General features: G+C 44.1%; 21 protein-coding genes. 10 read left to right on the top strand and 11 right to left on the bottom strand.

Going from position 1 to position 22,501, the window contains the following annotated elements:
- Positions 1-33: 33 nt before the first annotated feature.
- The gene (locus tag AC23NW_RS07125) at positions 34-1,929 is read right to left on the bottom strand and encodes an ABC-F family ATP-binding cassette domain-containing protein (RefSeq protein ID WP_487448575.1); all 1,896 of its coding nucleotides are present in this window, start codon (positions 1,927-1,929) and stop codon (positions 34-36) included.
- 214 nt (positions 1,930-2,143) lie between these two features.
- Between AC23NW_RS07125 and AC23NW_RS07130 the strand changes: the two genes are divergently transcribed.
- The 4 genes from AC23NW_RS07130 (at position 2,144) to AC23NW_RS07145 (ending at position 6,591) form a co-directional block, all read left to right on the top strand.
- Complete coding sequence (locus AC23NW_RS07130; RefSeq protein WP_293839984.1) at positions 2,144-3,124, top strand: formylglycine-generating enzyme family protein; 981 nt, start codon at positions 2,144-2,146, stop codon at positions 3,122-3,124.
- Between the two features lie 286 nt (positions 3,125-3,410).
- Positions 3,411-4,748, top strand: coding sequence for an efflux transporter outer membrane subunit (locus tag AC23NW_RS07135; protein WP_487448577.1), 1,338 nt, complete (start codon positions 3,411-3,413; stop codon positions 4,746-4,748).
- 23 nt (positions 4,749-4,771) lie between these two features.
- Positions 4,772-5,080 carry an antibiotic biosynthesis monooxygenase family protein gene (locus AC23NW_RS07140; protein ID WP_293839967.1) on the top strand — a complete coding sequence of 103 codons (309 nt, stop codon included), beginning with the start codon at positions 4,772-4,774 and terminating at the stop codon, positions 5,078-5,080.
- Between the two features lie 176 nt (positions 5,081-5,256).
- On the top strand, positions 5,257-6,591 hold the full coding sequence (locus tag AC23NW_RS07145; protein WP_293839970.1) for a Gfo/Idh/MocA family protein: 1,335 nt from the start codon (positions 5,257-5,259) through the stop codon (positions 6,589-6,591).
- A 90-nt stretch (positions 6,592-6,681) separates the two neighbouring features.
- On the opposite strand, the gene AC23NW_RS07150 is transcribed toward AC23NW_RS07145, so the two are convergent.
- The 3 genes from AC23NW_RS07150 to AC23NW_RS07160 all read right to left on the bottom strand — a co-directional run bounded on the left by AC23NW_RS07150 (position 6,682) and on the right by AC23NW_RS07160 (position 9,464).
- Positions 6,682-7,413, bottom strand: a complete 732-nt coding sequence (locus tag AC23NW_RS07150; RefSeq protein WP_487448580.1) for a DUF4412 domain-containing protein — start codon at positions 7,411-7,413, stop codon at positions 6,682-6,684.
- 73 nt (positions 7,414-7,486) lie between these two features.
- A complete protein-coding gene (locus tag AC23NW_RS07155) occupies positions 7,487-8,503 on the bottom strand; it encodes an FAD:protein FMN transferase (RefSeq protein ID WP_487448582.1) in 1,017 nt (338 codons plus the stop codon).
- 31 nt (positions 8,504-8,534) lie between these two features.
- Positions 8,535-9,464 (bottom strand): LamG domain-containing protein, encoded by a 930-nt coding sequence (locus AC23NW_RS07160; RefSeq protein ID WP_487448584.1) that lies wholly within the window; start codon positions 9,462-9,464, stop codon positions 8,535-8,537.
- 49 nt (positions 9,465-9,513) lie between these two features.
- On the opposite strand from AC23NW_RS07160, the gene AC23NW_RS07165 reads away from it, so the two are divergent.
- Together AC23NW_RS07165 and AC23NW_RS07170 are read left to right on the top strand one after the other, a co-directional pair.
- Entirely contained in the window at positions 9,514-10,419 is a 906-nt protein-coding gene (locus AC23NW_RS07165; protein ID WP_487448585.1) for an alpha-1,2-fucosyltransferase, read from the top strand.
- A gap of 22 nt (positions 10,420-10,441) precedes the next feature.
- The gene (locus AC23NW_RS07170) at positions 10,442-11,275 is read left to right on the top strand and encodes a glycosyltransferase family 2 protein (RefSeq protein WP_487448586.1); all 834 of its coding nucleotides are present in this window, start codon (positions 10,442-10,444) and stop codon (positions 11,273-11,275) included.
- Between the two features lie 263 nt (positions 11,276-11,538).
- Here AC23NW_RS07170 and AC23NW_RS07175 read toward each other — a convergent pair whose 3' ends face one another.
- The 6 genes from AC23NW_RS07175 to AC23NW_RS07200 form a co-directional block, all read right to left on the bottom strand.
- Positions 11,539-11,712: a hypothetical protein gene (locus tag AC23NW_RS07175; protein WP_487448588.1), complete on the bottom strand. Its 174-nt coding sequence runs from the start codon at positions 11,710-11,712 to the stop codon at positions 11,539-11,541.
- An 850-nt stretch (positions 11,713-12,562) separates the two neighbouring features.
- The gene (locus tag AC23NW_RS07180; RefSeq protein WP_487448590.1) at positions 12,563-13,567 is read right to left on the bottom strand and encodes a class I SAM-dependent methyltransferase; all 1,005 of its coding nucleotides are present in this window, start codon (positions 13,565-13,567) and stop codon (positions 12,563-12,565) included.
- A 42-nt stretch (positions 13,568-13,609) separates the two neighbouring features.
- A complete protein-coding gene (locus AC23NW_RS07185) occupies positions 13,610-14,767 on the bottom strand; it encodes a glycosyltransferase family 4 protein (protein ID WP_487448592.1) in 1,158 nt (385 codons plus the stop codon).
- On the bottom strand, positions 14,764-15,096 hold the full coding sequence (locus AC23NW_RS07190) for a DUF2304 family protein (protein WP_487448594.1): 333 nt from the start codon (positions 15,094-15,096) through the stop codon (positions 14,764-14,766). Before AC23NW_RS07190 ends, AC23NW_RS07185 begins: the two co-directional genes overlap by 4 nt.
- 7 nt (positions 15,097-15,103) lie before the next feature.
- Positions 15,104-15,784 (bottom strand): glycosyltransferase family 2 protein, encoded by a 681-nt coding sequence (locus AC23NW_RS07195; protein ID WP_487448596.1) that lies wholly within the window; start codon positions 15,782-15,784, stop codon positions 15,104-15,106.
- The gene (locus AC23NW_RS07200; protein WP_487448598.1) at positions 15,774-17,861 is read right to left on the bottom strand and encodes a DUF7657 domain-containing protein; all 2,088 of its coding nucleotides are present in this window, start codon (positions 17,859-17,861) and stop codon (positions 15,774-15,776) included. The genes AC23NW_RS07195 and AC23NW_RS07200 overlap by 11 nt, the downstream gene beginning before the upstream one ends.
- Before the next feature lie 154 nt (positions 17,862-18,015).
- Between AC23NW_RS07200 and AC23NW_RS07205 the strand changes: the two genes are divergently transcribed.
- The 3 genes from AC23NW_RS07205 (at position 18,016) to AC23NW_RS07215 (ending at position 20,220) form a co-directional block, all read left to right on the top strand.
- A complete protein-coding gene (locus tag AC23NW_RS07205; RefSeq protein WP_487448600.1) occupies positions 18,016-19,014 on the top strand; it encodes a lysylphosphatidylglycerol synthase transmembrane domain-containing protein in 999 nt (332 codons plus the stop codon).
- A 149-nt stretch (positions 19,015-19,163) separates the two neighbouring features.
- Complete coding sequence (gene hisIE, locus AC23NW_RS07210; RefSeq protein ID WP_487448602.1) at positions 19,164-19,769, top strand: bifunctional phosphoribosyl-AMP cyclohydrolase/phosphoribosyl-ATP diphosphatase HisIE; 606 nt, start codon at positions 19,164-19,166, stop codon at positions 19,767-19,769.
- 115 nt (positions 19,770-19,884) lie between these two features.
- Complete coding sequence (locus AC23NW_RS07215) at positions 19,885-20,220, top strand: phage holin family protein (protein ID WP_487448604.1); 336 nt, start codon at positions 19,885-19,887, stop codon at positions 20,218-20,220.
- Between the two features lie 133 nt (positions 20,221-20,353).
- On the opposite strand, the gene AC23NW_RS07220 is transcribed toward AC23NW_RS07215, so the two are convergent.
- Positions 20,354-21,412, bottom strand: coding sequence for a response regulator (locus tag AC23NW_RS07220; RefSeq protein ID WP_487448606.1), 1,059 nt, complete (start codon positions 21,410-21,412; stop codon positions 20,354-20,356).
- Positions 21,413-21,625: 213 nt separating this feature from the next.
- On the opposite strand from AC23NW_RS07220, the gene AC23NW_RS07225 reads away from it, so the two are divergent.
- Positions 21,626-22,492: a universal stress protein gene (locus AC23NW_RS07225; RefSeq protein ID WP_487448608.1), complete on the top strand. Its 867-nt coding sequence runs from the start codon at positions 21,626-21,628 to the stop codon at positions 22,490-22,492.
- Positions 22,493-22,501 lie beyond the last annotated feature (9 nt).

The raw sequence follows: 22,501 nt of genomic DNA on the forward strand, positions 1-22,501 counted from the left end.
AATTCAATCATCCAATCATTCAATCAATCGCAATTAAAGATATTCTGCCAGCTCGAGCCAGCGGTCTGATTTTGCGGTCAGCTGCTGGTCAATTTCTTCCAGCTCGCGGGCCCATGCCGTAAGCTGTTCGTGATGACCGCCGCTGTTTAACTGATCCAGAACACCGGCTTTGCGTTGCTCCAGGTCCTCAATTTCTTTTTCCAGGTTTTCGTATTCCTTCTGTTCTTTAAACGAAAGCCGCTTTTTGGCCGGCTCCGGCGACGGAGATACGCTGCCTGTTGCCTCTTTAACCTCAGTAACAGCCTTTTGGTTCTTTGCTGCCGCCGTACCTGAGGATTCGGTTTTCTTCGGCTGGTTATCGCGCCAGTCCCGGTAATCGGTGTAATTGCCGGGGAAATCGCGGACTTTGCCTTCGCCTTCCAGCACAAACACGTGATCGACAAGCCGGTCCATGAAATAACGGTCGTGGGTAACGATCAGAATGCAGCCGGGGAAGTTGAGCAGAAACTCTTCGAGTACGTTCAGCGTCGTGATGTCGAGGTCGTTGGTCGGTTCGTCGAGAACCAGAAAGTTCGGGTTTTTCACCAGCACCAGCAGCAGTTGCAGCCGCCGTTTTTCGCCGCCGCTCAGCTTATGGACATAGTCATACTGCTTCTGCCGGTCGAACAGGAAGTGGTGGAGCAGCTGACTGGCCGTCACGGTTTCGCCGGTGGCCAGCTTCATCACTTCGGCTACATCCTGCACTACGTCGATCACCCGCTGATTTTCGGGGATATTAATATCTGACTGGGTAAAATAGCCGAAATTGACCGTCCCACCGGTAGTGATCACCCCCGAATCAGGCCGCAGTTTGCCGGTCATCATTTCGAGCAGGGTGGTTTTACCCATCCCGTTTTTCCCGATCAGGCCTACCCGGTCAAACCGCTTGAAGGTATAGGTAAAATGATCGAGCAGGACTTTGTCGCCAAACCGCTTCGACAGATTTTCGACCTCCATAATTTTGCTGCCGAGGCGTGAGGTGCGCAGGTTCAGGTCGAGTTCGGCCGCGCCGCGTTTGCCGCTTACCTTATCCTTGAGATCATCGAACGCATCTTCGCGGTACTTGGCTTTGGTGCTGCGGGCTTTCGGCTGGCGGCGCATCCATTCCAGCTCGCGGCGGAACGTATTACGGTTCTTATCAAGTTCAGCCGCTTCAATCGCCAGCCGTTCGGCCTTTTTCTCCAGAAAATAGGCGTAATTGCCTTTATAGCTATACAACTGCCCGCCGTCAAGTTCGACAATCTGGTTACAGACCACATCCAGAAAATACCGGTCGTGGGAGACCATCAGCAGGGTACCGTTGCTGGTGGTCAGGAAGTTTTCGAGGTACTCAATGGCTTCCAGGTCGAGGTGGTTGGTCGGTTCGTCAAGGATCAGCAGGTCAGGGTTCTGGATCATCACCCGGGCCAGTGCTACCCGTTTACGCTGCCCGCCCGATAGCGTCCCGACGGATTGTTCAACGTCGTGGATACCCAACTCGCCCAGAATCTGCCGGACCTGCGCCTCATAATCCCACGCTTCGTGTTTTTCCATCAGGACCATGGCCCGTTCCAGCTCGGCCGGATTGTTGTGGGCCAGCGCTGTTTCGTAGGCACGGACAGCTTTCAGCTGCGCACTTTCACCGGCCAGAATCAGCTCCATAACCGTGAGTGCATCGTTCAGGTCGGGCTGCTGGTCGAGATAGCCAACGGTAATGTCCTTACGGTGGGAAACGAGGCCGTCTTCCGGCGGAACGATACCCGACAGAATGGACAATAAAGTAGTTTTACCGGAGCCGTTGGCACCGACAATGGCAATTTTGTCGCCCCGGCTAATGCCGAAGTTGACGTTCTTAAATAAAATCCGGTCGCCGTACGACTTGGCTATATTTTCGGCTGATAGGTAATTCATCGTATTGTTAATTCTCCGGACCACAAAGCCATTAAGCAATAGGCCGTATAAGATAAACGCTTTGTGTATCTTACATTTCTTAGTGCCTTTGTGGCAAAAAGCTTTTCAAGTACACAAAGTTAGTCGATTCGGCAAAGGAAATATGCCGTGATTTGTGCTTTAGTAGGATAGAACAACCGAATGCCTCTGAATAATGAAGCAATTGACAAAAAAAATGATTGCCGTGCTGGCCATAACAACCCCACTACTGGTGCAGGCACAGAACTCAACGGAATTTAAATCGTATACCCAGGCGATTGGCGGCAGTAATCAGTCGTATGAAATGGTCGCTATTCCGGGCGGCGAATTTATGATGGGAAGCCCTGCCGGCGAGAAAGGCCGGGGTCAGGATGAGGGGCCGCAGCACAAGGTTACCATTGAGCCGTTCTGGATGGGTAAATACGAAGTCATCTGGGACATCTATGATCTCTTCACGACGAAAAATATCGAGAAGGAAATGGCCGCCCGGTATCCGCAGGGTGCCGATTTGTCGAAAACCGATGCCAGCACCCGGCCTAGTCCGTCGTACGTGGATATGTCGTTCGGCATGGGACGGGCGGGCTATCCGGCTATCAATATGACACAGTATGCCGCCATTAAATTCTGTGCGTGGCTGTATGCCAAAACCGGCGTTTTTTATCGCCTGCCCACAGAAGCCGAATGGGAGTATGCTTGCCGTGCCGGTACTAAAACGGCCTATTCATTTGGCGATGATCCGAAATTATTACCGCAATATGCTGTTTTCAAGGGGAATAGCGGATCCGCATACAAGAAAATAGGTACTAAGAAGCCAAATCCCTGGGGACTGCACGATATGCATGGCAACGTGCTGGAGTGGACGATGGACCAGTACATACCAGACTATTATGCCAAAAAAGCGAAGGGTACGGTGAACGAGCCGTGGGCACCGGTGACGATGCTATACCCGAACAGCACCCGTGGCGGTTCATGGGATGACGAACCGGCTGATCTGCGCTCGGCGAAACGTATTCCGTCGGATCCGGCCTGGAAAGTACTGGATCCGCAGAACCCTAAAAGTGACTGGTGGCTGACGAGTGCCTCCTTTGTTGGTTTCCGGATTGTCCGGCCGGCCAAAACACCGAGTAAGGAAGAAATCGCAGCCTACTATGGTATTAAACCGATTAAGGATTATTGATTTTGTTTTGACAGGATTACGGGAAGATTGCTGTAAATCATGTAATCCTGTCGCAAATATGTTGTTGACATGTCCGGAGGTTGCAGATCATGCAATCCTGTCAGAAACCCACTTACCGGGATTGACCTAAAAAAAGCAAGAATAGCAATTTTTGCGGATATGGTGACATCGGCTGTGCAATGTATTCGCTGCGGTGTAATTTAGGGGATGTCATGGGCACCTGACATTTATCCGGTTCAGGTCATGGCACATACGTACGATATACGCCGCTTCGGCACCTATGACTATGAGGGTACTTACCGCCTGTTTTTGCCTGCTGCTCTTGTTGCCGGTGAAACTTACAAAGGCACAAACAACGGAGTCTACAGGCTGGGCCCGTTTCCATGACACAACGCTTGATTCACTGATTAATCTGGGCCTGACAAACAGCCCGAACCTGAAAGCGGCCCTGAGCCGGGTCGAAGAAGCCCGGTTACGGGTGCAGGTTGCTCAATCGTATTTGTCGCCATCGATCCGTTCGGGTGCAGTTTTATCGACGCAAAGTCTGTCGGAATACCGGCCGGTATCGGTGCCGGTAACGTCGGACCGGCTGGCGCGGGTCCAGATGAACACCTTGCAGATACTGCCCGTTGATGCGTCGTATGAGCTTGATTTGTTTCGCCGGATACGCAACGGGGTAACGGTGGCCAGTTTACAAGTCCAGGCATCGGAGGCCGATTACCGGTCGTTCCGGCTGGTGCTGGCGTCGGAGATAGCCCGTGTCTACTGGCTGGTCCGCGCGAATGATGCCGAACAGGCCGTTTTTCGCCGCAATGTGCAGACCCGCGACTCAACGGTCGGCATTATCCGCGAGCGCTTCCGTGTCGGGCTGATCAATCAGATCGACGTGCAGCGTGCGGAAACGGATCTGGCCCAGTTGCGGGTACAACTGCTTACCCTACAGCGTGGCCGTGCAGAGCTGGTCAATGGACTGGCGCAGCTATGTGCGCAGTCACCGGCTCAGTTTACATTGAGTGCGGGTAGTTTACCGGCGGCTTACCCGACCTACCCATACACAGACATTTCTGTCGAGCTGTTGAAACGCCGTCCTGATCTGCAACAACTTGACCGGTTGACGCAGGCAGCCGAAACACAGGTGGCCGTCACGAATGCCGCCCAGATGCCCCGCGTATCGGTCAATGGTACCGGCGGGCTGTTGTCCGGCCGGATCGGGCCCTGGTTTACACCGGGCAGTGCGACTTATCTTCTGGGCATCAATGCGTCGGTACCGGTGTTTGAAGGAGGCCGTAACCGGCAGAACGTCAGCCTTGCTACTCAGCAGGTTGAAACGGTCCGGCAGACCTACCAGCAGCAGCTTCAGGTTGCACAGCGCGAAGCAGAAACCGCGCTGGATAACGTACAGATTCTCCGTCAGCAGATTGACGCCCAAACGCAGACGCTGGCGCTGGCCCGCCGGACTGAGCAATACAACCGGGAGTTATATATCCGGGGCCTGACCACCTACCTCGAAGTACTGGATGCGCAGCGGACAATCCTGAACGTGGAGCAACTGCTGGTGCAGCTGCGCGGGCAGGAGGCCGGCTATACGGTTGCGTTACTGCGTGCGCTGGGCGGAGATTTTTAGGACCCGTATACAACAATAACGCCATGATTGCACAGACACCGAAGCCACCGTATTACGCTGTTATTTTCACCTCTGTCCGCACGGACATCGACGACGGGTATGCCGAAACCGCCAGCCGTATGCTGGAACTGGCAAGACAACAGCCCGGCTTTCTGGGCGAAGAAAGTGCCCGCGACGGGTTGGGGATTACGGTGTCGTACTGGGAAAGTGAAGAAGCCATCCGGCACTGGAAAAACAACGCTGAACACAAACTTGCGCGTGAAAAAGGCCGTAAAGACTGGTACGAAGTCTGCAAAACCCGGGTTTGTCTGGTACAGCGCGATTATGATTAACGGCTACCTTTTTGGGAATCAGCCGTACGTAGTGGCTTCTCGTTAGAATTAAGTAGACTAAATTCCGCAGTATAAAAGGAGATTTCAGGGCGGTGGCGCTTTGGATAGTAAGCAGGAAAAAGACATTCTGCACGGATGCCCTGTGTTCTGCTCAACTCTCCAAATTCTTAGCGCATATGATGAACGAATCGAATCGTCGCGAATTTCTGAAAGCCTCCGGATTACTGACCGGTAGTGCTCTGTTAACTAGCTTACCTTTTGGTCTTCAGGCAGGAGGTTTTCACCATTCTGTCGATGACACGATTAAAGTTGCGTTGATTGGTTGTGGTGGTCGTGGGTCCGGAGCTGCTGCTCAGGCACTGAACACGAAGCAGAATGTGAAGCTTGTTGCGATGGCCGACGCCTTCCGTGACCGGCTGGACGAAGCGTATAGCAACCTGAGCAAACGCCGTGATGCTGCTCAGAAAGTAGACGTACCGGAAGACCGCAAATTTGTCGGATTTGATGCCTACAAGCAGGCTATTGCCCTGGCTGATGTGGTTATTCTGGCGACCCCTCCGGGTTTCCGCCCGATGCACTTTGAAGAAGCGGTTCGTCAGAACAAGCACATTTTCATGGAGAAACCGGTGGCTACCGATGCGCCGGGTGTCCGGAAAGTGCTGGCAGCGGCTGAAGAAGCGAAGAAGAAAAAACTGAACGTGGTAGTAGGGTTACAGCGCCATTACCAATACAACTACCGTGAAATGATCAAACGCATCCATGATGGTGCGCTGGGTGATATCGTTGGTGGTTCAGTATATTGGGTAAGTGGTGGTGTCTGGGTAAAACCACGTCAGCCGAATCAGACTGAAATGGAGCACCAGATGCGTAACTGGTACTATTTCAACTGGTTGTGCGGTGACCATATCAACGAGCAGCATATTCACAACATCGACGTAGCAAACTGGGTAAAACAAGGGTATCCGGTATCGGCGCAGGGTACAGGCGGTCGTCAGGTGCGTACAGGTAAAGAGTACGGTGAAATTTTTGACCACCATATTGTTGACTTCGTCTATGCCGATGGCACAACCATCAACAGCCAGTGCCGGCACTATGAAGGTACGTACAGCAAGGTTGATGAGCAGTTTGTGGGTACAAAAGGAAAAGTAGACTCATTCGGCCGCAACAGCGTGCTGAAAAAATATAACGGACAGGCAATTTATACGCACCCGAACGATGCGAAAAAGCCGGATCCGAACCCGTATCAGGTTGAGCACGACGAACTGTTTGAGGCCATTGCCAAAGGCATGTATAAGTTTGCCGATGCCGAAAACGGGGCAAAAAGTACGATGACATCGATTATGGGCCGGATGGCAACGTATTCGGGTAAGATGGTAACGTGGGACGAAGCGATTAATTCGCAGATCAACCTGTTCCCTGACAAGCTTGCGTGGGACGCCATGCCGAAATTATTGCCAAACGCCGATGGCTTCTATCCGGTAGCTGTGCCGGGTAAGACGATTACGGTGTAATAGACCCCATCCCAAACCCTTCCCCTGAAGACAGGGGAAGGGCTTTTTTTACGAGCGGAGGACCGCCCCTTAAGTCGTGTCACCACTATATCACTGCTTCGGCGCGTATTTCTTCATCATCTGTTCGACCATTTTCTGCCGCTCGGCAGGGCTCATTTTCTCCATGGCGGCCGGATCGAAACCTGCTTCTTTTTTATACCCCGCCGGAATACTGAACAGCGACGCCGCTACCGGTTTCGTGTTGTAGCTCACCATTTCCATAACCATACTACCGCCGCGCATTCCATTGGTTTTCGTTTTTACGAAAAAGCCCTCCGCGTTATTTTTTTTGAGTTCGTTGTAAAAACTGTTACTGCTCATCGCCGGATTTGACCGCCAGTAGGACATCATCTTTTCATAGCCCGGAATATCTTTGCTTGTCCAGACCTCCATGTTGGTTTTGTCCATCGTTACCGACAGGTGCTTGCAGCTTAGGCCCTGAATGGTTTCGGTGCCCAGCACCTTAACGGTTGCTTTCACATCTTTAGTAGCCGACGGGCTGACGGTGGTTTCCGTATAGGACTTGTTGGCATCGTCCAGATTATACATCACATTCGGTTTACTGGCCGGCATCAGGACAGTTTGCTTAATTGGTTTTCCGGAACCGGGCATAGGAATGTTGGCTTCTACACGTGTACTTCCGTTCAGGAAATACATAGTACTGGTGCTTGTTATGGCTTTTTCACTATTACCAAGGGTTATTTTATATTGAATAGTACCTTGCTGCGCAAAAGCACAAACGGAATAGAACAAAGCGGTTAAGACGGAAAATAGCTGTTTCATGATGACAAAATAGTTTGTGCCTAAATGTACACGAATTGCCGGTTTGGTAGTCCGGAAACTATTTAAACGGTCATTACCGGAATCCGGGCGACTGCCAGCTGCGGATGTTGCCCTTTTTGTTTTCAATAATATACAGTTCAGCACCCGGGAAGCGGCGCAGTAACCGGCGGCTTTTCTTCCATCCGGCCACGCTGAACACTTTCGTAAGCGCATCGGCATGGTAGCCTTCCGGCGCCTTTATCGTAGCCCGGACAAAGTGACGCAGGCCCAGGCCCGAGCGCGGATCCATGATATGAGAATAGCGCCGGCCACGGTAATTCAGGTAGCGGTACGTATCGCCGGACGTTGTGATAGCCGCATTCAGCAAGTTCACTGTTAGTGTATCCGTATCGCCGGTTTTGCCGGAACCAACGTCAATCCGCCAGGCGGCTTGTTGCGGAGGAGCATTATAGGCAAGGATATCCCCGCCAATGTCGAACAGTGCTGCCTGCACGGGAAACTGTTTAATTACCAACAGCGCCTCATCGATGGCAAAACCCTGCCCGATGCCGCCGACGTCAAGCCGCATATTGGGCCGGTTCAGGCGGATTGATTGTCTGGAAGTGTCGAAGTCAAGGTGCTGATAACCAACGGACTTTCTGGCCTGTTTTCGCTCTTGGGCAGACGGAAACTGATTCCGCCGGACAGCCCGCCGCCAAAGCAGTGAGAGTGGCCCGATGGTCGGGTCGTAGCGGCCACCGGATGTGCGGGCGATGGTAACGGCTTTGGTCAGTACATCGAATAACTCCCGCGATACCGGCACCCACTGTGCCGAGCCGCTGCTGGCCGACAGCCGGTTGATTTCGGAGCCATCGAGGTAATCGCTCATGATCTGGTTGAGCGTATCCATACGTGCCGAAACCGCCTGGTACGCTTTATTAGCCGTCAGGCTATCCTGCGCGTAGAGAATTACGTTAAATTGCGTCCCCATCAGTCCGCGCTGGAAGGTAAAGCGGTTAGGCTGGGCAAGCAGGGTCGTGCCTGACAGGGCAAGCCAAAGAAAAAGGGCCTGTCCATAGCCAGACCCTTTGGTATGTATTCGTCGAGTCATGTGCCGGTATAAGCACAGGACGCGGTGGGATTTACTTATTGAGGAAGAGTTTGGCGCCCTGGCCAAGGGTTACTTTTCCGTTGTTAGTATAGTTAATCTGGAAGGCCTGGGCGATGTTGTTGACAGGGACTGTAATTTGATGACTAACCTGCAATACGTCTGAAGGCTGAGGGATGCAGTTACAAGACCAGACAGTATAATCGTTCCAGCTGCCGTCTTTAATGGATTGAATCGGTGCTTTTTCAAATGCATAAGTTGAAATAACCTCCTCCCGTGTGAGCGCCCGGTTATAAAACCGAAGCTCATCCATATCGCCGTTGAAATAATACGACCAGCAATCCATGCCGCCAATCAGAAGATCAGTCGTGTTGCTGGCGGCGAAATCGATGGTTGCGCGTGCTTCAGCGACAGGCCGTCCGTTGATATATTTTTGCAGGTAATGGCTGTTTGCATCGTATGAGATGGTTACGTGCATCCACGTGCCGGGCGAATAGGTTAAAAAGTTAGATAGCCACGTGCTGTACCAGGTACCTGATGAGAAGTTCAGCGTATTTGGTTGAGTGGCAACCATAACGGAATACAGCCAATCGCGGTCGCAGTTTTTAGCGAAGATTGTATGAACGCCGAGCTCTGCCATTGCCCCCGTATCACCATCCCGCCCAGCCATCGATCGTAGCCGCACCCACCCGCTGAACGAAAACCCGGTTGAGAAAGTCAGCGAAGCATTATTGGTAACACGAATTTTACTGCCATCCGTAAACTGAAATGCGTTATTCGCATTACCTTTACGGTCCGGTACAGAATTGATTGTGCCAAAGACGGTTCCATGATTATTTTTACCGCTGGCATCATTGGCATTGCCGTTGAACGGGTAGTAAGCGACAAGGCCTGATGTGGGTGCCTGAGCGAAGAGGGTGGAGGTTGTGAGGAGGAATAAGAGCAAAGGCGCGAATCTTAACATAAAGTTTATTAATAATATAATTGTTACAATGATAAGTTAAGTTTTTTATATGGCAAAAAAAAAGAAAGTTGTAGTACAGCTAAAAGGAGGGTTGGGAAATCAAATGTTCCAATATGCAATTGGGAGATCAATGGCCATCCGTAATGATGCGGACCTGTATTTTGATTGCTCAGTATTAAATAATAGAAAAAAAGTATCAGATTATACATTCAGGGAATATAACTTAGATATATTTGATAATATCAGTGGTATTATTGCAGATGAAAGTAATGTTCCTCAATTTTCCTCAAAAGCAAGTATTAGATCGAAATTATTTAATGTACTTCATTATATAAGGTTGAGATTTTCCGGATTCAATTACGTTTTTGAGCGAAAGTTTAATTATAATAATAAACTATTTAGGAATGATTCGTCAAAAATTTATCTAAACGGATATTGGCAGTCATATAAATATTTTACTGAAATTGAAGATTTGATAAGGAGTGAGCTAACGTCATTTAAGTTTGTTAATAGGAATTTATCATTAATAGATTCACAAATTAAAAGCTGTGATGCTATATGTTTACATATCCGTCGGACAGATTTTCTTACCACAACTTTACATAGTGTTGTCTCCGAAAATTATGTAAATACAGCTGTTAAAATAATTGAAGGTAAGGTAAAAAATCCTATTTTTTTTGTCTTTTCTGATGATCTTATTTGGTGTAAAGAACATATTAGTATACCTTACACTACAATTTTCGTTGAAGATAGCTTAGCTGGTGAAAAAGCTGAAGGCCATTTTTATTTAATGTCACAATGTAAACATTTTATTATATCCAATAGTACGTTTAGCTGGTGGGCAGCCTGGCTTTCATCTGCTGACAAAAATAAAATAGTAATTACTCCGGATAAATGGTTTAATAGTTCTATTATAGTGGATGATTTAATTCCTCATAATTGGATAAGAATATAAAATAAATAATTCAAAATAACCGATGGAGAAATTTAATGAAAACCCTCTAGTAACTGTTGTAATTCCAGTACACAATGCTGAAGCGTTTTTAAAGGAAGCTATTGAAAGTATAATAAATCAAACGTATACTAATTTGGAGATACTCCTTATAAATGACGGTTCTACTGATAATTCCTCTAAAATTATAGCTGAATATGCTTCATACGATCAAAGAATCAAGGTAATCACAAATAGAAATGCTTTAGGGTATGGGGGAGAAAAAGCATCTAATGAAGCCTATAAAATTGCAAGCGGAGATTTTATTGCTAAGCTTGATGCTGATGATGTTGCAATGCCAGATCGATTAGAAAAGCAAATTCAGTATTTAATTAATAATCCGGATATCTTTCTTGTTGGTAGTTGGATGAAGATAATAGATCAAGCTGGAATTGAAAAAGGAAAACGAAAGTACCCAGTTAATAATGAAGATATATTGAGGGAATTCTATTTGAGAAACTGTATAGGTCACCCTACTATTATGTTTCGAAATAAAATTATACCTGATGATTTTTATAAGTTGAGATTTAAAGCTTTGAATGATTACTATACCCATTTTTTACATATGCAACAAGGGCTTAAAATGGCGAACATTCCTGATTATTTAGTTAAATATAGAATACATAATAGTAACACAACCTTTTCTCGATTAAAAGAACAATGGATGGTAAATATGGAGATAAAAAGGTATATTGATAGCAATATTAGTGTTTATTTTAGATACAAAACATTTATATATCTTATTGATGCATTTATACGTTATATGCCAAATAAGTTAATGTTTATTTTGTTAAGACTTCGTAATCAATTTAATAACTAGTTTTTGGCTGTTTGGTTGGGTGCATTTTATTTTGTCGTAGTAGTTTTTGTTCTTAAAGGGCTTTCTCATAAAATCCCTCTGAGTCTCAAAAAGTCAATTAGCTCGGGCACTTGTTCAGTAAACTGCTGGAGTTGAGCTGCCATGTTAGGTGGATTTAATATTCATAATATAATCATTTTTAGTGTATTAAGATTCGATAAGGCCTGGAACAAGCTACTTGATTTGCTGCCGTAGTCATCCTCTGCTAGAACTACATCCCGCCTTTAGTGAAGCCCCTCTAACGACCAGTGACATTGAATGGCATCGTAAAACGAATCCGCTTCCGACGGACTATTCATAGCGCGGTTGGTCACAAAATAGCTCACCGTCTGAGCTATTTCTATACCCGTCAGCGTTTTACGTACCCCTGTAACAACCACTACTGTCGTTAAGCCCACCGCTTGTCCAGTGTCGGATCCGCCAGCGTGTAACACCGATAGGTACGTTGGGCGATACGCCCATGCCCGCGTACTGGCTCATCGATCTGCTCAAAAGCGGGCTTTTGTAGCAGCGTTTGAATTAGACACAGCCGCCGTAACAGCCGTTGATTGGTTGAGGTTAATGAGGTATCTATCCGATGCCTTATGGATAGATACTAGGAGCGAAGATGCCAAATGTAAGGGGTCGAGTACAATCTTTTTGTTTGTCAAATCATTGTCTTTCACTAGTCTAGCCGCTCGCTCTGCTTCTTTCCGTTAATAGGCTTGTGCCACAACAGCCTGAGTGTGGCTCACGACCGAGATACACACCTCCCCCGTTACTGGCCTTTAGCGATAAATCCCCGCAATTTTTTGTCATCACTATTGAGCCCGTCGGCAAAGCCTTCAGGGAGGGAAAACACATAGTGCTGTTGAACCTGTTGGGCTAGCAGCATATAGTTCACCCGAGTGAGCAGGCGCGGTAACTGACCTGTTTGGCTGGTGTAGTTAGCGTCCGCGGAGGGCGTCAAAATGGTTTTTCATATCCGCTGGATAGCCAGGAGATTCCCATCGCATCCCCCAGCAGGGCCATAACCACGCCCATTAGTACCAAAGGCAGCGAATGTTTTTTACCTCGGCTCGGCTGTCTCCTTGCTTCAGGTCAGGTTGTTGGTTGGGCAGATCCATAAAGCCCTATCTTGGTGAGGGCAAGTAGCTGAGTGCATTGGTGTTGTCATTTTAAGAAGCCTCAAAACTAAGCACTTAGCTTACTTGCTCGCTTTTATGAGAAAATCCTGATTGAACAATAATTCGTAAAGTACCCAAAGAGTTATTGTTTAGCACTAAGTGTTACACACATAAAATGTCTTCTTTTCCAATTATTAGAAAAAAAGTTTGGAGACATTAAAACAAAGCTAATTGAAAATTTTAAGAATCGATACTTGTTTAACGTGTTTACAGCAAAAGAAAAAATTGGGGATTTCGGTTGCTCAATTACTTGTTCATTTGAATTTAATATTGTAGTTCCCCGCATTAGGCTAGGCATAATTTTTGACGCATCGAAATGCAACCAATTGTAACCCGAAAAGTCCATAAAACCTACGTTCATTTGCAGGTTTTCACCAATTATTTTAAATGAATCTTCTGATAACCAGTATAAGTGGACAGGAGGTAGGTCACATTCCCATACGGAGCTTTTAGGAAATGCACTTTTGTTAGGAGTTGTAAGTATAATCTTTCCTTTTTGTGTTAATAATTTTTTTAAACTTTCAATAAAAATGACTGGATTTGAAATATGTTCTATAACTTCTGTTAGAATAATAACATCGTATCTTTCATGATCATTTTTTGCCATCTCATTTATATCTGCACAGCGGTAGAAATTACCATATGTTTTTATTGCCAGTTCAATAGCTTTTTGAGATATGTCAATACCTGTAATATCAAAACCTGCTCTCTTAAGAGAATATGTCAGATACCCTAATCCGCATCCAACCTCTAAAATTTTATCTGTTTTTTGAATATTACCTAATTTAATAGAGTTTTCTATAGCCCAATATGCATCTCCCTCTTTTGCTAAATATTTTAGGGGGTTTTCTTGTGTAAGTACAGCTTTACTATACTTATGATAATATGCATAATTCGGAACATTTAGTCCATTTCTATAGATCGCGTCATATATTCCAGAATCTACTTCTCCTGGTATTGAAAAATTAGTATCACAGGTTGAACAATTGTATATATCATATACTTTATTTTCCTGATAACCTGTAAGTCCCTCTTTAATTAATGTAGCTATTGAGCCACATATTTTACAATTCACTTCTGTTGACATTTTATAAGTCTTTGAAAACTTGATAATAAGTAAATAAAGTAATTAACCAACATTTACTAGTTTCTGAGTTAATGAAGCATAATCTTCTATAATATTTTGCCAGTAATATTGATTCCTTGCCTGCTTTTTCCCTTCAATTGAAAGGGAAAATCTTAATTGTTCATTTTGTAATAATGAAAGAATTGAACTTTTTAATTTGTAGAAATTTTCATACACAACTCCTCCTTTGAACTCTCTTATACATCCAACATTTGGAGCTATAAAAGGCAAACCTGCCGCCATTGCATCAAGAAGCATTAATGGCTGACATTCTGTTTTGGTCGCCGTAACGAATAGTGTCGAATCTAAATAGGCCTCATAAATATCATCTCTTACAATATTATGCATTATATACACGTTGTTAAGATTCTTTTTTTGTATTTGCCTTTCTAAGGACTTACAGAATTTATTCTTTTCTCCACCAATAAATACTAATGCAGTGTCTATCAAAGATAATTCTTGAAAAGCTTTTAAAATAATATCTTGCCCTTTAGATGGTATATAGTTTGAAACACATAATAGAATATTAGTTTGTGTTATTTTGTATTTTTCTCTGAAACTTGATTCAGATTTTGTTTTTGTATACAATGTGGACGTACATCCATTAGCAATGACTGTATAATTCTTTAAATTTAATTTTCGAACCATTCTGACATCACTAAATCTAACCTTATCATCTATACTACTTAAAAACACAAAATGCGAAAAAAGTTGCATTTTATTTTTCAATGTCCAAGCGTAGGGACGATATAAAATCCATCTAATAAAGCCCCATAAAGATGCTGTTAACCAATTAAAAGATGTGCCGTGACTTACTAAAACTACTGGTGTTTTAAGGCTAGAGATTAATGGAAGGATTAGCTCAGACGGCCAAGATTCCCAAGCATGAACATAGATTAAGTCATAATTGTTTTTCTTTATAAATTCCTGGTACTTATTTATTTCTCCTCTAAATGGATTAACTAGTAATCCATTTCCAGTAATTTTAAATTCATTTATTTTAATATCATCAATGAATTTATTTTCTCTTTTATTTGAAAAGGTTGTGACTACTTCAACATTATATCCTTTTTTAGATAAACCGATTGCATGTTGATAGGCAACATAGGATACACCATTGGTATCTGGTGGAAAGGTAAATGCCACTATGAGAATATTCATAAAATTGGGCGCTTTGCATTACGAATAGCTTCTTGACGATTCATTGCTGTAATTGTTTCATCAAGTTTCAATAATCTTTTATAAATAATTATTAAAGCAAATCCCAGTATAAAAAAAAGTAAATAAAATATCAAATCAACGCCCCGTCCTACATTTAATATTAACGCAATGTTAGTAGTAATTCCGGGGGATAATATAAAGAGAAAAGCAAGTAAAAGCCCACTAATAATAAGGAGCCTATAATAAAGCTTATTATGAAAAAGTTTAATGGAAGCCACAGTTAGAACTATGGCTAAGCTTAAGAGTAGATATTGTATAGGTGACAACATATCCTGATTATCTAAGATAACGATTGACCAATAATTCAAAAAGTATATTAAATGAATTTGTCCATGACTGACCTTTTCTAATGCTATGCTCTGTGTAAATAATTTGAGTGTCTAGTTCAGCGTACGATAATTTATTTATATTTATTTGAGATAGTATCTCGGTTGCGTGAGCCATTCGATTTTCCTTTAGCCGTATAAGCTTGAGACTTTTTCTATTCATCACTCTGAAACCATTATGTGCGTCTGTTAACCACATACCTGTCATAAGACCATTTAGTAATCTTGCTATTCTAAGAATTAACCGTTTAAATGGAGGAACTAAGTTAGTATGCTCTCTTTTTATAAAACGTGAACCTAAAACTATGTCTAAATTCTCATTTTGGAGTTTATGAATAAAACGCTCAATATCATCTTGGTTATGTTGGCCATCTGCATCGAAGTGAACAGCTATATCTGCTCCTTCTTTTAAAGCAAATTCCATTCCTGTTTGCAGTGATGCACCTTGCCCAAGGTTTATTGGATGCTTTAAATAATATATTGGCAAATCACTTATCATCAGGTCAGTGTTGTCCGTAGATGCATCATCTACGACAACAATATTATATTTTCCATCTAGACCCAATATCGTTTGTCGTATTACAATTCCTTCATTGAAAGAGGGAATAATGATAAATACTTTAGAAGTCATTGCGTTTATAAATTCTTATGTTTCCCATCTCCGATAATAATGTCATACATCTAACTTCAACTGGTTGTGGAGCTTTATCAAAAACAAAATATTTTGTATTCAATATTTTTAGTTTTGGGGAGCAACCATCCATTGCAACAGTGTAAGCGTCTTCATACGGATTAAATATAACAACTGAATCTTTTCCATCAATGTATGAGCTGTAAACGACATGAGCAAATCGATTATACGCTGAGTCTCTCTTTGCTTGTGGATCCAATACTCTCATCGTTTTATAATCAGGCATGTATTTCATACCGCTTAGCTGGTTTGCTCCTGTTGCTGTAACTATGTATGTAAGGTATTGATTACCAAAAACCGCCCATCTGGCACTTTTATCCTTCTGATGTATTTCATTAACTTTCTGATAAAATGCATTTTCTGTTATCGGAGACATTCCAATACCGATTGGATTTATTTTTAGGCTTGGTAAGGTAAACACAGCTAGTAAACCAGCTACAATTATTTCTTTCCCTGCAAACTCAATATAAGGTACTAGGAGTGAGTTTAATACAATAAAGAATATTGTTGGGATAAAAAGTTGATGAACTTTATAATACCCTTGCGAATCTGTTATATTCAACCAAACTGCATAAAACATGAATATTACAATAAACGCAAATATTAAGAAGCTGTATTTTGAGGGTAGTTTTATTTTATTCTCATCAATATAAGCTAAGTATAAGACAGCCGTAAAAACATTTGCTATTCCAAGAGGAACTTGAGTCCTACGAGTAGGACTCATATCAATCAATGTTAGCTTCGCTAGAAAAGAAGGGAAACCTACTTCTATCCATATCATTAGTATTGCAATAAAAGCTATTAGCATCGTCAATAAGGGATCTACTTTTTTTTGAGTGCTAAAATATGCGATACAACAAAGTGCAATTGTAGGTGTTAGTGTTACAAAGTGTGATAATTCACATATATTCATCCAGCCTTTAGGGATAGATTGTTCTGATAATAACCATCCAGAAAAATATTCTGACAGCCAGTTGGCTACAAAACCTGTTCCTCCTGTTTCACTACGACGTCCGGGATATACAGTATTTGACATTATCTCAATTGTAGACTTTGCATCTTTATAATAGAAATATAAAATTGATACAATTGTGATTAGAGATAATGTTAAAAGCAAAATTTTGTAGCCTAATTGATTAAATAATATTTCTTTATGAAAGTTCCTCCATAAAAAGCCAATCAATAGAATAATTAGCATGTAACCGATTGGGACTTGATATGGAGGGTACAATAAAAGGCAAAAGACAACAAAAGACCATATATAAATGGTACAGGCCAATAGTAAAGATTTTATTGATTTAGAATAAAATATATGTAACGAGGCAATTAATAGAGTACAACCGCTATAAAGGAAGGTAAGGTTATTCAAAGACCACCAAGCAATACCGGGAGAAAAAGTAAGCCAGAAGGCTCCAAATAGTGATAACCAGAATTTATTTCTTGTTAAAATTAAGAAGGTAAAGAATATTGCTAGAAATCCAGCAAAGACAACAAAGTTCCATCGCCAAGCAAAACCGTGTTCCAGACCGAAAGCTATATAACCCCAGTTTTCGGGCCTAAACAATGTAGAAAAATGCTTATTCGGCACACCACACACCATGGACGGCATCTCACCTCCGAGTGATGGATTTACTAAAGCAAAATTATTGTTTACTTGCGACATGGTCATTGGAGTTCCCCCTGCCCAGTCATCCATTCTTATTTGTTTAGGCGTTCCTGATATCAAGCCTCTTCTCATGTCTGATCCATCTGGTAACACTTGGTTCCATATAGAAATTGAAGAGTAATTAATCTTCGCCAAAACTAATATAAAGAAAAGTCCTAAAGTTATGAATAGTAAACGCTTTACCTTTGTGTCGAAGCTGATTAGTGCGAAAGCAGTATCCTTTATGGGTATACCATTTGATAGATGGTTATTGTCTGTCTTAGACGGATCAGTGTTTGCATTCGGCTTACCAAGGTTCTTTGTTGTACTATTCCTAGTCTGTGTTGTATTTTTCTTATTAGACTTTGACATAAAGACAATAAATAATAGCTAGATCAAGTAATAAGTTAATGATGCATTAATTCTCAAATGTAATGCCAAAAATACATTTATGTTTGTGTTACACCAAATACTTTGACATCAAATGATGTGAGAAAAGTAATAACTTTCGCTTTAAAGGTTCTTTATGATGAAGTTGATAAAACGGGTAGCCCCTTCCATTTTAGCTGTTTGCTTGCTATACTATGCGCTCAAAGACATACGATATAAAGATTTGGCAGGTGAATTTTATAAAGCAAACTATTATTACATAACTGCAATTATATTTGTTGTTGCATGTCTTGATTATCTGAGAGGCCTTCGCTGGATGCAGCCATTAGCTGTACTTGGCCATCATACTACTGCTTTTAGAGCTATGATTGCATTGCAATCTGGGATGATTGCTAGCATGGTTATTCCAGGGTCTGGCGAGTTTACTCGTGGGGTATCACTTCAACGTATTGATAATGTTCCCCTGGCCCATAGCCTTGGGTCGATTGTAGCAGAAAGGGTGCTTGATCTTTTGATATTATTGATATTATTATTTGTAACAACAATAATAGAGTTTGGTCGTATATATGAGTATGCAAAAATGTTTAAGGCTATGGATTTATTTAAATTTCTTTTACTTGTTTGTAGCCTATCCCCAGTGTTGTTTTTGTTGTTGAAGAAAATCTTTCAAAGTCCTGGTTTAAAATCCAATTTGTATTTTAAAAAAATCACCTTATTTATTCGGGAAATTTGGAATGGATTTGTTGCTTTAAAAGAATTGCCCAATCCTATATTATTTGTTTCATTAACTTTTTTGATTCAGGGTTTATTTTGCTTAATCGTTTATTTATTTTTACAGTCTCAAACTGTAACTAGCCACCTGCCTCCTGTAGCGGCTCTCACGATTCTCGTTGTTGCTTCCATCGGCGGGCTTGCTGTGCCGACCCAAGGCGGACTTGGTACTTACCACTTTCTCGTTAGCCGGGCACTGGTATTATATGGCCTCAGTACCGCTGAAGGTGCCGTGGTTGCCACCTTCATGCATGCTGTCGGGTTTGCCATTAATCTTGTCCTGAGCAGTATTAGCTTCCTGATCATTCCGGTGCTGATTCAGCGACGTAATAAAGAGGTGGCTCTGGAGGCTGAAAATGAATAGAAACCATAGTTTCGCCCGATGCGTTGGTAATCCTTTCCCCCATACTCCGTACCTTTGTACTGACCATTGCCGGCGATCCGGCAGGTTGACCGATTGATGGCGGCCCTATATATAGGTATACGCTATTCAATTGTTCAATCACTCAATCAATGCAATCAATGCTTACTTTCGATAAATCACCCGATGGCCTGATACCGGCTGTCATTCAGGATGCGAATACGGGGAAAGTACTCATGGTGGGATACATGAACCAGGAGGCTTATGAGAAAACAAAAGCTGAAGGTGTTGTCACGTTTTTCAGCCGTAGTAAACAACGCCTCTGGACCAAAGGCGAAACATCCAACAACTTCCTGCATGTGCAGGAAATTCTGGGTGATTGCGACGAGGATACGATCCTGATCAAAGCCTTGCCGGCTGGCCCGACCTGCCATACTGGTGCGGATACCTGCTTCAATGAAACGAATACCGGCGAAGGGCAATTCCTGAATTACCTGCAGGCCGTTATCCGTGACCGGAAAGAAAACCCCTCCGAAAAATCCTATACTACGTCGCTGTTCGGGCGTGGCGTTAATAAAATTGCGCAGAAAGTAGGGGAGGAAGCGGTTGAACTGGTAATCGAAGCGAAAGATTCAAACGACGATCTGTTTAAGGGCGAAGCGGCCGACTTGCTGTTCCACTTCCTCGTGTTGCTCGAACATAAAAATATCGATCTCGACGAGGTAATTGCGGTGCTGAAAAAACGGCACGCAAAATAGTACAGTTGAACATTGGTTTGACCTTTAGAGTTTGTAGTTTGCGCAGGGATACCTGTGTGCAGGAACACCTGTATATAGGGCCTGTCTGAACCATAAACTACAACTCTCAACAACCATGGGACTGCTCGTACGCATATTGATTAGTGCGGTGGCTGTGTTCATCGCCAGTAAAATTATTCCCGGCATTATCGTTTCCAGCTTCGGAACGGCTTTGCTTGTCGCCATTGTATTGGGTTTGCTGAATGCATTCCTCAAACCAATACTGGTGTTTCTGACTATTCCGATTACTATCCTGACGCTGGGGTTATTCTACCTGGTCATCAACGTGTTGATGGTCTATCTGGCAGCGTATCTGGTCAGTGGTTTTGCCGTCAGCGGCTTCATTGCCGCGCTGTTATTCAGTTTCGTCGTGTCGGTTGTTACCTGGATCATTGACGCAATCGTTAATTAAAAACAAACCGTACGTTTTGCTCATCCGGATTTAAAATCCGGATGCTGCTAACTGCGGATTTGCAAATCCGCGGTTATGTACGCCGGAATTCGGAAATTCCGGCGAGCCTGTACGCCTTGTCTCTTTTTTATAGTTAGTTCTTCATTTTCCGCAACCGGTCTGCCGACAGAATAATTACCTGACCTGCCTGAATATCAATTAGTTTCTCGTCTTTGAAATCACTCAGTGTCCGGATGGCGGTTTCCAGCGAGGTACCCGCTGCATTAGCCAGATCTTCCCGTAGCAACGGTAATCCCGGATTGGCAGCCCCGTTTGCCTTAACGGATTCATAGAACCGTAACAGCGCATCGGCTACCCGTTTCCGGACCGAGTTATAGGCCAATTTGATCAGTTGATCTTCTTTTTCGTCAATGTTTTCGGCCAGCATCCGGATAAACTGCTGGGCAACATCCACGTTTTTGTTAAGTAGCATAAAAAAGTCCTGCTTTGGAATCAGGCAAACTTCGGCATCCTCCATCGCTACGGCGGTGTCTGCGTAAAACGTTTCCTGAAGCAGTGATTTATAGCCGAAGTAGGTAGGTGCCGCCAATAAATCAACGATCAGTTCTTTGCCTAACTCGTTTGATTTGAAGGTTTTAACACGGCCTTTCTGTAAGAAAAACAGGTAATGGCTCGGCCGGCCTTCTGCGTAGATCTCTTCCTTTTTACGATAAGTCCGGATTTCCCGGTTCTCAATTAGTTTATTCAGTTCGGAACTACCACCGGCATCGCGGATCAGGGCGTCAAGGCCTTCGAGTGTGGGAGCATAGTGTTTTTTGGTCAGATCGGCTTTGCGGAGGCGGCTCTCTACTGCGCTCAGCAGTTCAATTTCCTCGAATGGCTTCATCACATAGTCGTCCGCTCCCATCTCCATACCTTTCCGGAAATCGTTCCGTTCGGTTTTGGCCGTCAGGAAAATAAACGGAATATGCGCTGTATCGTCGTGCTTATGGAGCATGTGCAGAACGCCGTATCCGTCCAGAACCGGCATCATAATATCACAGATAATCAGATCCGGTTTTTCCCGAATAGCTACTTCGACACCGATTTTCCCGTTCTCGGCCGTTAATACCTGATAGCCGCTCAGTTCCAGAATCTCGGCTGTATTTTCCCGAAGGGCGTCGTTATCCTCTATAAGTAGTAACGTTTGCATGACGTCGATAAAGCAGTTAGCACGTAACCTTTATTTGTTACAAATTAACTACAAATAGAGCCGTAATTCCTAAAAGTGTATATGACCAAAGTCATAATTTGCTGTCTGGAGAGATGCTTACAATCAGGTATTGAGGGGTTAGCAGTCATGTGACCGGTGCATGTTAAGGAGTAGCTTTGTCTCCGTCATTTCACTACTAATCAGCGCCCCGCTATGAAACGTATTTTGCTCGCCTCCGACTTTTCTGATGCCTCTGAACATGCTTTCCGGTATGCATTAAATGTACTTGGCTATGTTCCGTGCGATTGCACGCTTCTGCATGCGTTTCCGATTCAGGTCGAAACGGCACATGCACCTTTTTACGAAGCTGAGATTGTACAACAGCGTTCACTGGAAATGCTTGGTTCGCTCGGGCGGCAGCTTAAGGCCGAGCGGAATTATCGCTGGCACCGCTTTGCGCCGGAAACCTATCCAGGCAGCTCCTTGTCGGCTATTCAGCATGCCAGTGGCCAGGAGCGGTTTGACTGGATTGTCGTAGGGGCGAGTGGTCGTGGCCTGAATCCGTGGCTGGGTAGCACCTCGTCTAACCTGCTGCGGGAAGCTAAAACAAACCTGATGGTTGTACCGGCCACCGCGATCATCCGGCCGCTGCAACATATTGTTATCGCAACGGATTACGAAAGTATAACGTCACCGGACGTGTTTGAGCCAATCCGGCTGCTGGCGGCTAATAATCAGGCACATCTTACCTTGCTGTGCGTGCTGAAACCGGGCGAAAAAGTAGCGCCACCATCCGCTGAGGCACAATTCCGCCTGCGATCATTCTTTGGCGAAGTATCGCTGGTGACCGAATTTGTGGAGAATGAAAGCGCGGCGGAGGGTATCGAAAACTACCTGACCAATAACCCGACGGCCGATTTGCTCGTAACCGTACCACGTCATCGCTCGTGGGCCGATGCCATTCTGGGCCGGAGCGTAACCCGGCAGATTGTGCATCATATCACGATTCCGCTCATAGCGCTGTACGATCCGACACTAACCGCAACTGAATCCGTGACGCAAGCGGCCGAAGTTGCCTGATAACCTGTA

The sequence above is a fragment of the Arsenicibacter sp. R0_47 genome, from assembly GCF_057652235.1.

Coding starts and splice junctions, on each gene's coding strand:
- AC23NW_RS07125 (WP_487448575.1), bottom strand. CDS start 1,929: ATGAATTACCTATCAGCCGAAAATATAGCCAAGTCGTACGGCGACCGG.
- AC23NW_RS07130 (WP_293839984.1), top strand. CDS start 2,144: ATGATTGCCGTGCTGGCCATAACAACCCCACTACTGGTGCAGGCACAG.
- AC23NW_RS07135 (WP_487448577.1), top strand. CDS start 3,411: ATGAGGGTACTTACCGCCTGTTTTTGCCTGCTGCTCTTGTTGCCGGTG.
- AC23NW_RS07140 (WP_293839967.1), top strand. CDS start 4,772: ATGATTGCACAGACACCGAAGCCACCGTATTACGCTGTTATTTTCACC.
- AC23NW_RS07145 (WP_293839970.1), top strand. CDS start 5,257: ATGATGAACGAATCGAATCGTCGCGAATTTCTGAAAGCCTCCGGATTA.
- AC23NW_RS07150 (WP_487448580.1), bottom strand. CDS start 7,413: ATGAAACAGCTATTTTCCGTCTTAACCGCTTTGTTCTATTCCGTTTGT.
- AC23NW_RS07155 (WP_487448582.1), bottom strand. CDS start 8,503: ATGACTCGACGAATACATACCAAAGGGTCTGGCTATGGACAGGCCCTT.
- AC23NW_RS07160 (WP_487448584.1), bottom strand. CDS start 9,464: ATGTTAAGATTCGCGCCTTTGCTCTTATTCCTCCTCACAACCTCCACC.
- AC23NW_RS07165 (WP_487448585.1), top strand. CDS start 9,514: ATGGCAAAAAAAAAGAAAGTTGTAGTACAGCTAAAAGGAGGGTTGGGA.
- AC23NW_RS07170 (WP_487448586.1), top strand. CDS start 10,442: ATGGAGAAATTTAATGAAAACCCTCTAGTAACTGTTGTAATTCCAGTA.
- AC23NW_RS07180 (WP_487448590.1), bottom strand. CDS start 13,567: ATGTCAACAGAAGTGAATTGTAAAATATGTGGCTCAATAGCTACATTA.
- AC23NW_RS07185 (WP_487448592.1), bottom strand. CDS start 14,767: ATGAATATTCTCATAGTGGCATTTACCTTTCCACCAGATACCAATGGT.
- AC23NW_RS07190 (WP_487448594.1), bottom strand. CDS start 15,096: ATGTTGTCACCTATACAATATCTACTCTTAAGCTTAGCCATAGTTCTA.
- AC23NW_RS07195 (WP_487448596.1), bottom strand. CDS start 15,784: ATGACTTCTAAAGTATTTATCATTATTCCCTCTTTCAATGAAGGAATT.
- AC23NW_RS07200 (WP_487448598.1), bottom strand. CDS start 17,861: ATGTCAAAGTCTAATAAGAAAAATACAACACAGACTAGGAATAGTACA.
- AC23NW_RS07205 (WP_487448600.1), top strand. CDS start 18,016: ATGATGAAGTTGATAAAACGGGTAGCCCCTTCCATTTTAGCTGTTTGC.
- hisIE (WP_487448602.1), top strand. CDS start 19,164: ATGCAATCAATGCTTACTTTCGATAAATCACCCGATGGCCTGATACCG.
- AC23NW_RS07215 (WP_487448604.1), top strand. CDS start 19,885: ATGGGACTGCTCGTACGCATATTGATTAGTGCGGTGGCTGTGTTCATC.
- AC23NW_RS07220 (WP_487448606.1), bottom strand. CDS start 21,412: ATGCAAACGTTACTACTTATAGAGGATAACGACGCCCTTCGGGAAAAT.
- AC23NW_RS07225 (WP_487448608.1), top strand. CDS start 21,626: ATGAAACGTATTTTGCTCGCCTCCGACTTTTCTGATGCCTCTGAACAT.